Below are 14,363 nucleotides of genomic sequence, written 5' to 3' on the forward strand. Positions count from 1 at the left end.
GGGCCGGGGGCATTACCCATGCACACCGGCCTTGACCTTAGAACAGGCACTGCCTTATAGTGCCGCCTCCATGAAAAAACAAATAGCGATCATTTCCGTCATTAACCGCAAAGCGCTGTGGCTGCGTGCCACCCAGTGCTGCGGTTGCTATTTGTCCTGAATTTTGCAACCGCGGGCTCTCCGCGGTTGACTACTGTCTATTCTCGTTGAGCCCAGAACTGGGTCAACGATGTCTATGTTTAACAGCTCACGCTTTTCCTCTCCCATGGCGGGTATTGCCATGGTGTTGCTCGCCTCTGTGGCGGTGTCATCCAAAGCCATCATCGTCAAGCTGGCGTACGTGTATCCGGTGGATCCGGCCACGCTGATTGCCCTGCGCATGGCATTCTCCATTCCGTTTTTCGCGGCATTAGCGTGGTGGTCATCCCGGCAGGATAGCCTGGCAACACTCTCTTTGCGCCAATGGCTGGCGGTGCTGGGGCTGGGCGCTATTGGCGGCTATGGTCCCATGTGGCTGGACTTTGCCGGGTTGGCGTATGTCAGTGCCGGCCTTGAGCGCATCATCCTGTTTCTTTACCCCACCATGGTCTTGATGTTTTCTGCCTTGCTCTTCAGGCAGGCAATCGGGCGGCGCGAGTTATTTGCCGTGGTCTCGGGCTATGCGGGCGTTGGCTTGGTGGTAGGACACGATATCGAGTTTGTGCACGGTACTGCGGATGCCGTCCTTATGGGGGCAACACTAGTGTTCGCCAGTGCGGTGTTGTATGCCGCATATCTGGTGTTGAGTGGCAAATTGATTCCGCAGGTCGGTGCGTCGAGGTTTACCGCTTACACCATGCTGGTGGCGACGTTTACCAGCGGCATGCATTACGCCGGTAGCCAGCATGTGGTGAGCTGGACCCAGTTGCCGAGCGAGGTCTATCTGCTGAGCTTGCTGATGGCCGTGGTGGCGACGGTGTTGCCAGCGGTGTTGCTTAATATTGGTATTCAGCGGCTGGGCAGCAACCGTGCGTCGCTCATCAGCTCAATCGGCCCAGTATCGACCATTTTCCTGGCCTGGATATTTCTTGGTGAACACATCACCTGGCTGCAGCTGGGCGGTACCGCGCTGGTCATGGCCGGTGTGTTGGCCGTTAGTCTCGGCCGCAAACCAGCATGAGGGGCAGGTTTGGCTTGAATGGCAGACGGCTAAGGCTAAGCGATCTTAGACCAGTCAAAACCGGGGCCGGGATCGGTTTTGCGGCCGGGCGCGATATCCGAGTGCCCGGCAATGCCGGCAATGGGGTAACGCTTTTTAAGGGCGGCGATCAGCTGCTGCAATTGCGCGTATTGGGCTTCGGTAAAGGTATCGGTATCGCATCCTTCCAGCTCGATGCCCACGGAAAAATCATTGCAGCGTTCCTGGCCTTGCCAATTGGACACCCCGGCATGCCAGGCGCGAAGGTCGCACGGAACAAACTGCAGCAGGCTACCATCGCGCCGGATGAGAACGTGGGAGGAAACCTTGAGCGTGTGAATCTCGGCGTAATACGGGTGCGCTGTCGGATCCAGCTGGTTGGTGAATAATTCGATGATGCCGCTTCCACCGTACTGTCCCGGCGGCAGGCTGATATTGTGGATCACAATCAGCTTAACCTCAGCTCCATCGGGCCTGACGTCGAAGTTGGGCGAGGCAATAAACGTCGCCTGATTCAGCACGCCGTCTGCGTTAATTTCGAGAGCTGTCATGTTGGCGTTCATGTTATCCGATAAAATCCTGAAATTCGTCGCGTGCCCCACGGCTACGCACCTTGACCGATACTGAAGAAATGGATGCATAACCATGGTGTTTTTTGAATTGTTCCTCATGCTGATTGTGATTCTAATCGCAGCAGAGGTGTTTACCAATGCACTGGAGCATCTGGGGGAAAAGCTGGGGATTTCAGAAGGGGTGACCGGCTCATTGTTCGCCGCTGTCGGGACTGCCTTGCCAGAAACCTCCGTGCCTTTGCTGGCCTTGCTGGCGGGCACGCAAAACCTGCAAACCAATGAAGAAATTGGCGTAGGCGCCATTCTCGGTGCACCTTTGATGCTGGCAACCCTGTCGATTTCCTTGATGGCATTTGCCGTGCTGAAAAAGCGCGGCGCCAATGGTCGTTTCCATCCGGAAAAAACCGGCTTGAGGCGCGATCTCGACTTTTTCATCGTTGCCTTCTCGTTTGCCGCGCTGGCCCTGTTCATTCCCCATACGCAGGCGGCTATCCGCGCTGCCCTGGGTTTTGGCATGGTGTTGATCTACTTCATCTACATCTTGCTGACGATACGCGCCTCCAAGCATCTGGTGAGCAGTGGACATGGTACCGAAGCGGAAGATCCGATGTTTCTGTGCCGCCTGGGCCTGCCCAATAACACTGTCGTGATTGTGCTGCAGTTGGTGCTCGGTCTGGGGCTGCTGGTAGCTGGGGCAAAAGGCTTTATCCATGGCGTGGAAGAAGCGGCGCAAATTATCGGGGTATCGACCCTGTTGCTATCCCTGCTGATTATCCCTATTGCGACCGAATTGCCTGAAAAGGTGAATAGCATCCTGTGGGTGCGCAAAGGCAAGGATACCCTGGCCTTTGGCAATATCACCGGCGCCATGGTGTTTCAGGGTACCTTGTTGCCCGCTATCGGCATCATGCTGACGCCGTGGGAGCCGAGGGTGGAAGTGTTATCCGGATTGGTGATTACGCTGGTCGCCGCCATCTGGTTGCGTGTGCTGGTGGCGCGGGGTGGCATCAAGATCTGGCATCTGTGGGTGAATGGCCTGATGTATCTGATCTACCTCGGCATTGTATTGCTCTGAGTTTCGGACTAAGTCTGTAAGCCAGGGCGCGTTAAGCCCAGCCCTGGCTCGAGTTTCAAGCAATCCACCTTATCCGTACAGCCTGTTCATTATTGGGGCTGGTTCGATGCTCAAGTTAGTCTTCATCCTCGTCACCCTCGCTCTCTTTGCCCAAGCCCAGCTTGGAAAGGCGATAGCGCAAGGTGCGAAAGCTCACTCCAAGCAATTTGGCGGCGGCTGTCTTGTTATGGCCGGTTTTTTCCAGCGCATTCAGAATCGCCTGCTTTTCTATGCTTTCCAGATAGTCTGGCAAGGGCAGGCCATTGGCTTCAATTTCAAGCGCGACCCGCTTGCTTTCGGTTTGCAAGCGCAAATCAGCGGGCTGCAGACTGCGGCCATCATGCAGGGTGAGTGCACGCTCGAGTATGGTTTCCAGCTCGCGTACGTTCCCGGGGTAGTAATGTTGCAGCAGCATTTGCTGGGTTTCACGCGCAATCAGCGGGACGTCAATTTTCTGGCTCTGGCACAAACGCTTGAGCAAGTATTGGCTGATAGGGGCAATGTCTTCGGGAATGTCGCGCAGGGCGGGCAGGTCAAGCGCAATTACATTAAGGCGGTAATAGAGATCTTGGCGGAATTGGCCGCGTTCCATCATGGTGCTTAGATTGCGCTGCGAAGCACTGATGATGCGGACATCGATGGTTTCTTCCTTGCGCTGCCCCGGGATGGAAATCGATTTATCCTGAATGGCGCGCAGCAAGCGCACCTGGCTTGCCAGCGGCAGGGCGGCAATTTCCTTGAAAAACAGGGTACCCCCCGAGGCTTTTTGCAGCGCGCCGGGTTCATCTTCGTCGCCAAAGATTTCTTTTTCCAGCTGCTGCTCAGGGATGGCACTGCAGTCCAGCGTAATGAAGGCGCCGCTTTGGCGGGAGCTAGCCTGGTGAATCAGGCGTGCTACCAGCGATTTTCCGGTTCCGGCTTCGCCGCTGATGAAGACCGGAGCCTGGTTGCGCGAAAGCTTGGTGATGGTGGCGCGAATCTGTTGCAGGGCGTTGGATTCGCCGATCAGGCTAGGGCCAGTGGCATTGCCTGCCGCATTGGGCAGGTTGAGCGCGGATTGCACCAATGGCCGCAGTTGTTGCAGCGAAATGGGCTTGGTAATGTAATCAAAGGCCCCTGCCTTGAGGGCCGAGACCGCGTTGTCCGCACTGCCATACGCGGTAATGACGGCGACTGGCAGGCCGGCATGATGCTGGTTGATATGTCTTACCAAGTCCAGCCCGTTACCGTCGGGCAGGCGCATGTCGGTGAGGCACAAGGCGTAAGTTTTTTGCCTGAGCATGAATTTGGCATCGTCGAGATTGGCAGCGCTATCGGCTTTCAGGCCCATGCGAGTCAGCGTCATGACGATCAGTTCGCGGATGTCGTGTTCATCATCCACGACGAGGCAGTTGAGTGGGTTAGCCATTTTTTATAGTCATCGTAAAGAGGCTGCCTTGCGGAGTGGAGCTGCATTCCAGCCGCGTATTGTTGGCCTGACACAATTCGCGGGCGATATACAATCCCAGGCCGGTTCCGGTTGCCTCGGTAGTGTAAAAGGGTTCAAACAAGTGTGGCATCACATCAGGTGCAATGCCTGGTCCATCGTCGCGAATGGCGATGCGTATCGCACGTGAGCGCGATGAGCGGCGAATTCCCATATGCAGGCTTCCCTCCTGCTTTCGCCCGTGGCGCCAACCATTACGACAGATGTTCCACAATATCTGGTTGAGGTGCCTGTGGTCAAACATCACAATGTGGGCACCCGGCTGGATATCCAGCACAAATCCGCTGGCGGGGATGTTTTCGACCTGGCAGAACTGTTCATGAAACGCCTGCACGAAGCTATCGAGCGCCACCGCCTGCTGCTGCGTGCGGTCACGTCGGTTCAACTCCAGCACATCGGTGACGATGTGATCCAGTCGTTCCACGTTATCGGCCACGATGCGAAGTAACTTTTGCGAGCCAGGATCTGTAATGTCCTCTTGCAGCAGCTGATTGGCGTGGCTGATCGAGCTCAACGGGTTACGGATTTCATGCGCAATGTTGGCAGTCAGCTTGCCTAGCGCTGCCAGTTTGATCTGGTGAGCCTGGGTTTGTATCTGGCTCCAGTCTTCAATGAAGATGACAGCGCCCTGATCGCGCTGGTGATTTAGCGGCATGAAGCGCAGGCGAAGATCATGATGCGCGCTTTGCAGCTTGAAGATGGACTCCTGCTCGGTATGATCATCTATCCACTCCTGCATCAGTGCAACGACTTCCGGCAACGCTTGCAGGTTGGTGGGGGCCGGTGCTTCAGGGTCCAGTCCCAGCAGGATGATGGCTTGCTGGTTATGGTGCCGTAGCTGCATGGCATGGTCGACGACCAGCACGCCATCGTGCATTTCTTCAATGATCAGCGCATTGATCTGGGCCATACTGGCAAGGTCGACGCCGCGTTCTGAGGCCAGCTTTTCGCTCTCGCGGGCTCGCTTGGCCAGGCTATGCGCTAGCCAGGCTGTGGCGTAGCAGCTGAGGCTGAGCATCACGGCGTGCGAGTAATCGACGATATTTTCCTGCCAGTGCAGGAGCTGGTAGGTTTGCTCCAGCAACAGCGCAATGGTGGCAAGCGATGCATAAAACAGGGCCAGCCGTCCGCGGCTGATCAGACTGGCGGCTGCAATCGCCACTACCAGCAGCAAGCCTAGGCCGTTGCGTATGCCGCCCGAGGCGTACATCAGCATAATGATGAAGCCGATATCCATCACCACCAGCGTGGTCAGCTGGGTTGAAAAGCCAGGTTTTTTCAAGCCGGTGAATACAATCGCCACCAGGCTGATGCCGAGGTAGCCTAGTGCAATCTGAAAATACAGAGCTTTGTTGAAGTTTTCCCAGAAGGGCAGGTCATCCAGAAACTGGAAAGACACGACAAAGATCAATGCAATGACGAGCCGGTAAAGATTGAATAACCCCATCGGCCGCCAGAAGGCGCGCTTCTCTATGGTGGGGGATGTTTCCGGGCTACTGCTCATGATCGCGTGTTTGATCGGTACTGTGCAGTTGGGCGTGAGCCTCGCTGCAGTAATCTGTTTGCGCGATGCGCACGCTTTCGCTTTGTGGCAGATGTACGCCACAGTGCGCGCATTTCACCATCTTTTCCTCGTCAGAGGGGTGCGAATTGCGAGAGTTGAGGTTTTTTGCATAGCGCTTGAGGATGCTGTAGACCAGCCATGCAGCCACGGCCAGCAGTAATAGTTTTGCCATTGCGAATTTGCTATCTGATTGAGTGACTAATATCTTAATTGATTTTTACAATTCGACGGCAAGGATCGAAACTCAACTGTTATACTGCATTGGCCAAGAACCACTGGGAATGCGGCTCAGGCCCTCTCCAGCGGTGTTTTATATCTCAAAGAACATGCCCGTCTGTACCCAACATTATGTCTGCAACTGCATAGAAAATGGCAACAGCTCAGGAACTCTCAAACTTTCTAGCCGAGGTTGAACGTCGCGCTTATCGACAAACTGCGTATGCAGTGCGTGATGAGCATGCTGCGCTCGATATTGTGCAGGATGCTATGCTCAAGCTCGCTGAAAAATATGGCGCGCGGCCGGCAGCAGAATTTCCCATGCTGTTTCAACGTATTCTGCAAAACACCATGCGTGATTTCTGGCGGCGCCAGAAAGTGCGCAATCTCTGGACCTCGTTACTTTCTTCCTTTGGCGGGCACTCCGCAGAGGATGATGACGAGCATGACCCTCTGGACACCATGGAAACTGGCCAGCGCAGCGAGGATGAGCCCGAGGCGCAGCTTGAGCGCAGTCAAACGATTGCTATAATTGAACGTGCGATAGAAAAACTGCCAGCCCGTCAACGGGAAGCTTTCCTGATGCGTTACTGGGAGGATATGGATGTCGCCGAAACTGCCGCTGCGATGGGATGCTCAGAGGGGAGCGTCAAGACCCATTGCTCCAGAGCAGTACATGCGCTTGCCGCAACATTACAAAACTATGGATTTAATCAACAGGGACTCAAGAAACCTGGAGCCGGATCATGAACCAGCAAGAATCTACCGTTAAACTAGTCGTTCAAGCGCTAGACGCCAGTGTCGAAGACCTGGATGACGAGGTCATTCGCCGTCTGGCGACGGCTCGTGAGCATGCCGTGTCGGCAATGCAGCCGCAATGGCAGGCTGCGGGCCACGCTGGCGTGTTCCGCAACCTTGGCAATTATGTCGTGCATCACCGCATGATGACCTCTGCTGCATTGCTGCTGGGGGCGCTGGTGTTCGGTTTTATCGTGACGCAGCATGTGATTGGCCAGCATCAGCTGGAGCAGGGTGATGCATTTCTGCTGGGTTCTGAGTTGCCGCCTGAAGCATATCTGGACAAAGGGTTTGATACATGGCTGCAACAAAACGCGCGCTAGGCCTGCTGTTGCTGGTCCTGCTGAGCGGGCCGGCCTGGGCAGAGGGTGAGGGTGGCAAGAGCGTGATGTTGAAGTGGTCGCAACTCACGGAAGATCAACGCAAGGTATTGAACCCGCTTTCCAAAGAGTGGGATACCCTGCGCCCTTGGCAACGCGAGAAAATGCTGGATATTGCCCGTGACTATCCCAAGATGAATCTCCAGCAGCAGGCGCGTGTTCAGCAGCGCCTGAATGACTGGAGTCGCATGACCCCTTTCGAGCGCGAGAATGCACGCAAGAAATACCAGCAGTTCCAGTCTTTGCCTCCCGAAAAGCAGGAAGAATTGCGCAAGAAATGGCGCGAGTACCAAAGCCTGCCCGAGGCTCAGCGTGAAGGACTGCGCCGCGAGCAGCCGGATCTATACGACGCCAACGAACTTGATAACTAGCTCGCGCTGAATCTGGCCGGGCCCATTTCCCTGATGACGCTACCTGACTCCCCCCGCTGGCCACGCCGCATTGCCGCTATGCTCTATGAGGCCTTGCTGCTGGTGGCCATCTTGTTTTTTGCCACCTTCCTGTTTGTCATGTTGCTGGGTAGCGCTACCGAGGCTCCGGCACGGTATATTCTGCAGGGGTATTTGTGGCTGGTAGCCGGAGGGTATCTGGTGTGGTCGTGGCGGCGCGGTGGGCAAACGTTGGCGATGCAGACCTGGCGCATTCGCGTCACCAATCGCCAGGGTGGGGCATTGGACTGGCGTCAGGCTTGCTTGCGCTATGTCATCGCCAGTGTGTTTTTTGGGGTGGGATTTTTATGGGCCTTGTTTGATCGTGAAGGCCTCTATCTGCATGACCGCCTGACTGGTTGCCGCTTGCAACTGGAACCACCCAAGCGTCCTGCCAAATAGAATCGCTACCGGCGCTCGGCCATGAATAGCATGGTCAGGCCTGCCAGCAGGAACAGCAGTGTCGGTACCACCGCACTCATCAGTGGCGACCAGTCGTTGAGCAGCCCCAGGTGAACAAACACGCGGTTCAATACCTGATACACAATCCCCAGCATGATCCCGGCAAAAATCTTGGCGCTGGCGCCTCCCGAGCGTTGCTGCAAAAAGCCGAATGGCAGCGCCAGCACAACCATGACCAGCGATGCCAGCGGGTAAACCATTTTGGACCACAGGGCGATTTCATGCCGTGAGGTTTTCTGTTTGTTGGCACTCAGGTGGTGGATGTAGAAATACAGATTCCATGCGGACATCTTTTCCGGCACTACCAGCAATACATTCAGCAACTCCGGACGAATGAGCGATTGCCACTGGGCTTGGGGGAAAAACTCGGATTTGACCGTTTTATCCAGAAAATGCGTCTGTTGCACATCCTTCAGATGCCAGTTTTCTCCATCAAAACGACCAGTTTTGGCGTCACTGATGGTGCGCAGGTGGAAGGTGTCATCAAATTCATAAATGTGGATATTCATGAGCCCCGAGTCCGGCATTACCTCTTCCACATTGACGAAACTGCGGCCATCCTTTACCCAAAGGCCAGAGCGAAAATCCTGCGCCACCACAGAGTCCGTGGCCTGTATTCGCAACCGCTGTGCGGTTTTTTCACTGTAAGGAGTGACAAATTCACCGACAAAAAAGGTAATCAAGGCGAAGATCAGACCGACTTTCAGCAGTGAACGGGCAATGGTGGCAATGGAGATACCGCTGACGCGCAGGATGATCAGTTCAGAATGCCGGGATAATTGGCCCAATGCATACATGGTGCCGACCAGCACGGCCACGGGCACCACTTCATATACGTGCCCCGGGGCGCTTAAGAGCACAAACATCAGCACCTTGTTCAGGCCATACGTGCCTTTGCCTATGCTTTCCAGTTCCTGGATCAGGTCAAAAAACGAAAACATGGCCAGCAGCGCGACCATGATCAGCATGATGCTGGAAACGATTTCATGCGTCAGGTAACGGTTAAGCAGTTTCATGGCTTGAACCAGCTCAATTTCCAGAACGCCGGGATGAGTGGACGTTGCAGCAGGCGACGATAAAACATCCAGATGGTAAGCAACAGGAAGAACACATGCACCGGCCACAGCCCAACGACTGGATTGAGCTTGCCTTGCGTGAGCCAGGCTTGCACGATGCTGAGCATGTTGTTGTAAATAATGTAGATCAACAAGGCCAGCATCATGTTGGCGGAACGGCCGGAGCGGTTATCCACAAAGCTCAGGGGAATGGCCAGTAGCACCAGCAAAAACGCGGAGATGGGGATAGCCAGGCGCCATTGCAGCTCGGCGTTGTTGGCGGGGTTGTGATTTTTCAGCAACTCCAGGCTATCCAGTGCTGCGGTGCCCGGAGGCTGTTCCTTGACCTCGGTGGGCTCAATCCGAATGGAGTAGCGCTCAAACTCGGTGGTGGAGAATTCTGCCGTATTCGGTTTGCCTTCATAGCGGCGGCCATGTTCCATCACCAGGAAGTTATCGCCGTTTTCGGCCTCAATGCGGTGCCCCTGGCTGGCGACTACCACGCCCAGACGCTGATGCTGAACCGATTGAACAAAAATGTTTTTGACAACATTGCCCAGCTCGTCAAAGCTCTCGACGAAGAACACGCGATCAGCGTTACGCGACTCCTTGAAGACGCCGGGGCTGATGGAAGCAAGCTCATCGCGGCTTTTCAGCTGGTCGCGGAATTCCGAACCTTTATTGGTGGCCCATGGGGTCACGAACAGGCTCAGCACGGCAATGACGGCAACCACCGGGATGGCGAATGTCAGCACAGGGCGTATCCAGCCCGCCAAGCCCATGCCGGAGCTGAACCAGACCACCATTTCACTATCACGATGCCAGCGTGTCAGTGTCAGCAACACCGCCAGGAATATGGTGAGGGAAAGAATCATGGGCAGGAACTTCAGCATACTGAAGCCCAACAAAGTATTGATGGCATCGCTTGCCAGACTGCCTTTGGCGGCCACGCCAATGTAGTAGGCAACACGTTGCGCAATGACGATGCCGAACAGCACCAGAAAAGCGCCGATAGCGGTGCCCACAAGCTCTTGCAGCAGGGATCGTTTGAAGAGCATAGGCTTAATTAAATGGTCTTGTGATCAAGGATTTTGAGTTACAGCGAAAACGCAGGATAATCAAAAGAAGCTTAATAAAAAGGATAACTTGGAATGGAATTTAGCATAAAAACCGGCAATCCGGAAAAGCAACGTAGTGATTGCATCGTCGTGGGTGTATTTGACACGCGCAAACTGAGTGAGGCCGCCGTGGCGCTGGATCGTGCCGCAGAAGGGTATCTGACAACAGTGCTGGCGCGCGGCGATCTCGACGGCAAGCTGGGTTCCTGCCTGATGCTGCATAGCGTACCTGGTATCGCCAGTGATCGCGTATTGCTGGTTGGCCTTGGCAAGGTGACTGAATTCAAGGAGCGTGAGTACCGCCAGGCGGTGCGTGCTTCTTTCAAGGCGCTGAACGGTACCAGCGTCAAGACCGCCAGTTCCTATCTGGCCGATTTGCCAGTGAAGAAGCAGGATGCCGCCTGGAAGGCAGCTCAGGTCGCCGAGATTGGTCAGGACGTAGATTATCGGTTTGATGTCATGAAGGGCAAGGCCGCGCAGGAAGAAAAGGCAAAATCTGCCAAGCGTGTTTCCAAGCTGGCAGTTGCCTTTATCGAAAAATCGGAAGGCAAGCTGGCTGAGAGCGGCCTCAAGCAGGGTCTGGCATTGGCAGCAGGTGTGAGCTTGACCAAGGATCTGGGCAACCTGCCACCGAATGTATGTACCCCGACTTACCTTGCTGATCAGGCCAAAGCCATGGGCAAGCAATATGGCTTGCAGGTTGAAGTGCTGGATCGCGACCAGATGGCCAAATTGGGCATGGGTTCATTCCTGGGCGTGGCACAAGGCAGTGCGCAACCGCCAAAGCTGATTGTGCTGCAGCATAAAAAAGGCAAGAAGAGCCAGAAGCCTGTCGTGTTGGTAGGCAAGGGCATTACCTTTGATACCGGTGGCATCTCCATCAAGCCCGGCGCTGAAATGGATGAAATGAAGTACGACATGTGCGGCGCAGCCAGCGTGTTGGGTACCTTCAAGGCAATTGCGGAAATGGATTTGCCGTTGAACGTTGTTGGTGTGATCCCGACCTGCGAAAACATGCCTGACGGTACCGCCATCAAGCCCGGAGATGTATTGACCAGTATGTCTGGCCAGACCATTGAAGTATTGAATACGGATGCCGAAGGCCGCCTGATTCTGTGTGATGCGCTGACATATGCTGAACGCTTTGAACCTGCAGCCGTAGTCGACATCGCTACCCTGACCGGCGCTTGCGTTATTGCGCTGGGGCACCATGCCAGCGGTTTGTTCAGTAACAATGACAAGCTGGCACAAGAGCTGCTGGCAGCGGGTGAAACCTCTCATGACCGTGCCTGGCACATGCCTTTGTGGGAGGATTATCAACCACAGCTGGACAGCAATTTTGCCGATATGGCGAATATTGGTGGCCGTGCAGGTGGCAGCATTACCGCGGCCTGCTTCCTGTCGCGCTTCACCAAAAAGTACGAATGGGCCCACCTGGATATCGCTGGGACTGCATGGAAGTCTGGCAAGGACAAAGGCGGTACAGGCCGCCCAGTGCCTTTGCTGACCGAGTTCCTGGTAAAACGGGCAGCCAAGTAATCCGCATGACCCGCATCGAATTTTTCTTTAATGTGGGCAACAAGCTCGATAAGGTGGCCGAGCTTAGCCAGCGTGCGGTGTCCAAGGGGCGGCGCACGATGGTGTTCGGCCCCGACGACGCGGTACTTTCCGAACTGGAAAGGGTGTTATGGAGCGGATCGGCGCTGAGTTTTGTGCCGCATTGTCGTGCCCAGCATCCGCTGGCGCCGGAAACCCCTATCGTGCTGGACTTTAAAGGTGAGCCGCTGGTGCACGACGATGTGCTGATCAACCTGCAACATCAGCATCCCCCATTTTTCAGCCGCTTTCGCCGACTGATCGAGATTGTGGGCACAGATGAGGCAGACAAGGCGCAGGCGCGGGTAAGGTATCGCTTTTATCGTGACCGTGGATATGAGATTCGAACCTTTGACGAAAATGGAGCCGCTTTGTGATGGAACCGGTTAATCGCCCTGGAGATGATCTGGCCGCCGTGCTTGGCCGTATCAGCTTGCTGACCCAGCAGGCGGGTGTGCCTGCTGTCGACCCAGTGGGGGCATCTGAAATACCTATGCTCACCGATGTGTACATAGGGTCTACCGTGCAAGTGAAGCCCGAAAGCATGCAACAGCAGGCATTGTCGATTCCGGGTGATGCTACGGCAGTTTCTTATGAAGCGTTGGTGGATGAGATGCTGCCGCTTATCCGGTCAACGATCAACAAAGTGCTAACGGAAAGTCTTGATGAATTGATCCCCGGCTTGCAAAACAAGCTGACGCAAGAGCTGGCCGAGCAGGTCAGGCTAAAACTCATCAGTCTTGCAATGAATAAATCCGAATAAAAACGGCCCCATGTGGGGCCGTTTTTATTATGGCGGCGAGTTTCAGCTTCGCTACTTATTCACCTAGCTGCGCCTGATAGCCGGCCGCATCGAGTAATTTATCCAGATCATCTGCATTATGTGCCTTGAACTGGAATATCCAGGCCTCATACGGCTTGTCATTGATAAGTTCAGGAGTGCCTTGCAGATCAGTATTGATGGCAAGTACCACGCCATCAAGCGGCGCATGCAGGTCTGAGCCGGTCTTGACGGACTCAACCAGTCCGCACGCCTCGCCTGCCTTGAGCTCGGCCCCAGGCTGCGGCGCTTCTACATACACAATATCCCCCAGCAGGTCTTGGGCATAATCCGTAATGCCAGCATTAAAGATTCCGGCCTGGTCCGTGGGGGCTACCCAGAGATGTTCGGCAGAATAATGCAGATTGTCCTTAATTTTCATGATATCGGGCCGTTAGTGTGGATATGGGTTATTTTCGCACAAGCGGACAGGCTTCGGCAGCCGGGGTGAGCGGATTTTTACGAAGGTTAAGGTCAGTGCCGAATAGCTAAACCAGCGCGTAAAGAATCTTCGCTATCTTGATGACAAATTGTGATTATTTGGATAATATCCAGCTAATCGTTTTAGAAGGGCAGGCCGCAATGTTACGAAATTTTCTTATTATGGTGACGGCGTTCACCCTGTCCATGCCTCCCCTCGCGGTTGAAGCGGCAACGACGCATAAATCCAGCAAGCGTGTTGTGGCAAAATCAAAACCAGCCAAAACCAAAGTCAGTAGTCGCAAGATCATTCGTACCATTCGCGCTGACCGCAAATATCAGGTTCAAAAAGCGGCTTACCATCCCGGTGTTTTCCAGGAAGATCATCCCTCCAATCTTCAACTCGCCTCTTCCAAGGCCTTGATCGTCAATCAGGAAACGGGCGAAGTGGTCTATGCAAAAAGTGTAGATCAGGCAACGCCGATTGCTTCGGTTACCAAGCTGATGACGGCAATGGTCATGCTGGATGCACATTTGCCTATGGATGAGGTGTTGACCATTAACGAGGGTGATGTGGATACCCTGAAAGGTACCAGCTCGCGATTGCGTCTTGGTACCATGCTGACCCGCGCTGAAATGCTGCATCTAGCCCTGATGTCCTCGGAAAATCGTGCCGCATCGGCACTCGGCCGCAATTATCCCGGTGGTTTGACTGCCTTTGTCCGCGCCATGAATGCCAAGGCCTCTATGCTAGGGATGGCCCATAGCCAGTTTGTCGATCCTACAGGCCTTAACAGCGCGAATGTGTCCACGGCGGAAGACCTGGTCAAGATGGTGCGCGCGGCTTATCAATATCCTGAAATTCGCCAAGTCAGTACCTCTGCCTCGCAAGAAGTGCCTGTGAATGGCTTGCGCAACCCGATTAACTTTGTAAACACCAATGTGCTGGTGCGTAATAGTGACTGGGTGATTGGTCTTTCCAAAACTGGATTTATCAACGAAGCAGGCCGTTGCCTGGTGATGCAGGCCGAAATTGCCGGGCAGCCCATGATCATCGTACTGCTGGATTCCTACGGAAAATACTCGCGGATTGGTGATGCACAACGCATTCGTAAATGGATAGAGAGCAGCAACGTATCGCGTCACATGAGTTAGTG

The 14,363-nt window shown here is 54.7% G+C and carries 17 protein-coding genes; 10 read left to right on the forward strand and 7 right to left on the reverse strand.

Annotated elements, in window-relative coordinates; genetic code table 11:
* Positions 1–229: 229 nt before the first annotated feature.
* On the forward strand, positions 230–1,159 hold the full coding sequence (locus LG204_RS05430) for a DMT family transporter (protein WP_230336312.1): 930 nt from the start codon (positions 230–232) through the stop codon (positions 1,157–1,159).
* Between the two features lie 35 nt (positions 1,160–1,194).
* Here the strand turns inward: LG204_RS05430 and ampD are convergent, their stop codons facing one another.
* The gene (gene ampD, locus LG204_RS05435; RefSeq protein ID WP_407664167.1) at positions 1,195–1,728 is read right to left on the reverse strand and encodes a 1,6-anhydro-N-acetylmuramyl-L-alanine amidase AmpD; all 534 of its coding nucleotides are present in this window, start codon (positions 1,726–1,728) and stop codon (positions 1,195–1,197) included.
* A 94-nt stretch (positions 1,729–1,822) separates the two neighbouring features.
* On the opposite strand from ampD, the gene LG204_RS05440 reads away from it, so the two are divergent.
* Entirely contained in the window at positions 1,823–2,824 is a 1,002-nt protein-coding gene (locus LG204_RS05440) for a sodium:calcium antiporter (RefSeq protein WP_230336314.1), read from the forward strand.
* A 115-nt stretch (positions 2,825–2,939) separates the two neighbouring features.
* Here LG204_RS05440 and LG204_RS05445 read toward each other — a convergent pair whose 3' ends face one another.
* Genes LG204_RS05445 through LG204_RS05455 form a run of 3 tightly spaced genes read right to left on the reverse strand, consistent with a single transcriptional unit; the run spans position 2,940 to position 6,085 of the window.
* Positions 2,940–4,271: a sigma-54-dependent transcriptional regulator gene (locus tag LG204_RS05445; RefSeq protein ID WP_230336315.1), complete on the reverse strand. Its 1,332-nt coding sequence runs from the start codon at positions 4,269–4,271 to the stop codon at positions 2,940–2,942.
* Positions 4,264–5,853, reverse strand: coding sequence for a two-component system sensor histidine kinase NtrB (locus LG204_RS05450; RefSeq protein WP_230336316.1), 1,590 nt, complete (start codon positions 5,851–5,853; stop codon positions 4,264–4,266). Before LG204_RS05450 ends, LG204_RS05445 begins: the two co-directional genes overlap by 8 nt.
* Entirely contained in the window at positions 5,843–6,085 is a 243-nt protein-coding gene (locus tag LG204_RS05455; protein WP_230336317.1) for a PP0621 family protein, read from the reverse strand. Before LG204_RS05455 ends, LG204_RS05450 begins: the two co-directional genes overlap by 11 nt.
* A gap of 197 nt (positions 6,086–6,282) precedes the next feature.
* On the opposite strand from LG204_RS05455, the gene LG204_RS05460 reads away from it, so the two are divergent.
* From LG204_RS05460 to LG204_RS05475, 4 genes are read left to right on the forward strand one after another with little or no spacing between them, the layout of a single operon-like run.
* Positions 6,283–6,879 carry an RNA polymerase sigma factor gene (locus tag LG204_RS05460; protein ID WP_230336318.1) on the forward strand — a complete coding sequence of 199 codons (597 nt, stop codon included), beginning with the start codon at positions 6,283–6,285 and terminating at the stop codon, positions 6,877–6,879.
* The gene (locus LG204_RS05465; RefSeq protein WP_230336319.1) at positions 6,876–7,250 is read left to right on the forward strand and encodes a DUF3619 family protein; all 375 of its coding nucleotides are present in this window, start codon (positions 6,876–6,878) and stop codon (positions 7,248–7,250) included. The genes LG204_RS05460 and LG204_RS05465 overlap by 4 nt, the downstream gene beginning before the upstream one ends.
* Positions 7,226–7,678, forward strand: a complete 453-nt coding sequence (locus tag LG204_RS05470) for a DUF3106 domain-containing protein (RefSeq protein ID WP_230336320.1) — start codon at positions 7,226–7,228, stop codon at positions 7,676–7,678. The genes LG204_RS05465 and LG204_RS05470 overlap by 25 nt, the downstream gene beginning before the upstream one ends.
* A gap of 33 nt (positions 7,679–7,711) precedes the next feature.
* The gene (locus tag LG204_RS05475; RefSeq protein WP_230336321.1) at positions 7,712–8,137 is read left to right on the forward strand and encodes an RDD family protein; all 426 of its coding nucleotides are present in this window, start codon (positions 7,712–7,714) and stop codon (positions 8,135–8,137) included.
* 5 nt (positions 8,138–8,142) lie between these two features.
* Here LG204_RS05475 and lptG read toward each other — a convergent pair whose 3' ends face one another.
* Positions 8,143–9,213: an LPS export ABC transporter permease LptG gene (gene lptG / locus LG204_RS05480; RefSeq protein ID WP_230336322.1), complete on the reverse strand. Its 1,071-nt coding sequence runs from the start codon at positions 9,211–9,213 to the stop codon at positions 8,143–8,145.
* Positions 9,210–10,310 (reverse strand): LPS export ABC transporter permease LptF, encoded by a 1,101-nt coding sequence (gene lptF, locus LG204_RS05485; protein ID WP_230336323.1) that lies wholly within the window; start codon positions 10,308–10,310, stop codon positions 9,210–9,212. Before lptF ends, lptG begins: the two co-directional genes overlap by 4 nt.
* A gap of 93 nt (positions 10,311–10,403) precedes the next feature.
* Here lptF and LG204_RS05490 point away from each other — a divergent pair, with 93 nt between their 5' ends.
* The 3 genes from LG204_RS05490 to LG204_RS05500 are packed head-to-tail and all read left to right on the forward strand — an operon-like array spanning position 10,404 to position 12,729.
* Positions 10,404–11,909, forward strand: coding sequence for a leucyl aminopeptidase (locus LG204_RS05490; protein WP_230336324.1), 1,506 nt, complete (start codon positions 10,404–10,406; stop codon positions 11,907–11,909).
* Positions 11,910–11,914: 5 nt separating this feature from the next.
* Entirely contained in the window at positions 11,915–12,343 is a 429-nt protein-coding gene (locus tag LG204_RS05495) for a DNA polymerase III subunit chi (RefSeq protein ID WP_230336325.1), read from the forward strand.
* A complete protein-coding gene (locus tag LG204_RS05500) occupies positions 12,343–12,729 on the forward strand; it encodes a hypothetical protein (RefSeq protein WP_230336371.1) in 387 nt (128 codons plus the stop codon). The genes LG204_RS05495 and LG204_RS05500 overlap by 1 nt, the downstream gene beginning before the upstream one ends.
* A 55-nt stretch (positions 12,730–12,784) precedes the next feature.
* On the opposite strand, the gene gcvH is transcribed toward LG204_RS05500, so the two are convergent.
* The gene (gene gcvH / locus LG204_RS05505; RefSeq protein ID WP_230336326.1) at positions 12,785–13,168 is read right to left on the reverse strand and encodes a glycine cleavage system protein GcvH; all 384 of its coding nucleotides are present in this window, start codon (positions 13,166–13,168) and stop codon (positions 12,785–12,787) included.
* 200 nt (positions 13,169–13,368) lie between these two features.
* On the opposite strand from gcvH, the gene pbpG reads away from it, so the two are divergent.
* Positions 13,369–14,361 carry a D-alanyl-D-alanine endopeptidase gene (pbpG, locus tag LG204_RS05510; protein ID WP_230336327.1) on the forward strand — a complete coding sequence of 331 codons (993 nt, stop codon included), beginning with the start codon at positions 13,369–13,371 and terminating at the stop codon, positions 14,359–14,361.
* The last annotated feature ends 2 nt before the right edge of the window (positions 14,362–14,363 follow it).

The organism is Methylovorus menthalis, from assembly GCF_020523625.1.
In the GTDB taxonomy this organism is placed as follows: Bacteria; Pseudomonadota; Gammaproteobacteria; order Burkholderiales; family Methylophilaceae; genus Methylovorus; species Methylovorus menthalis.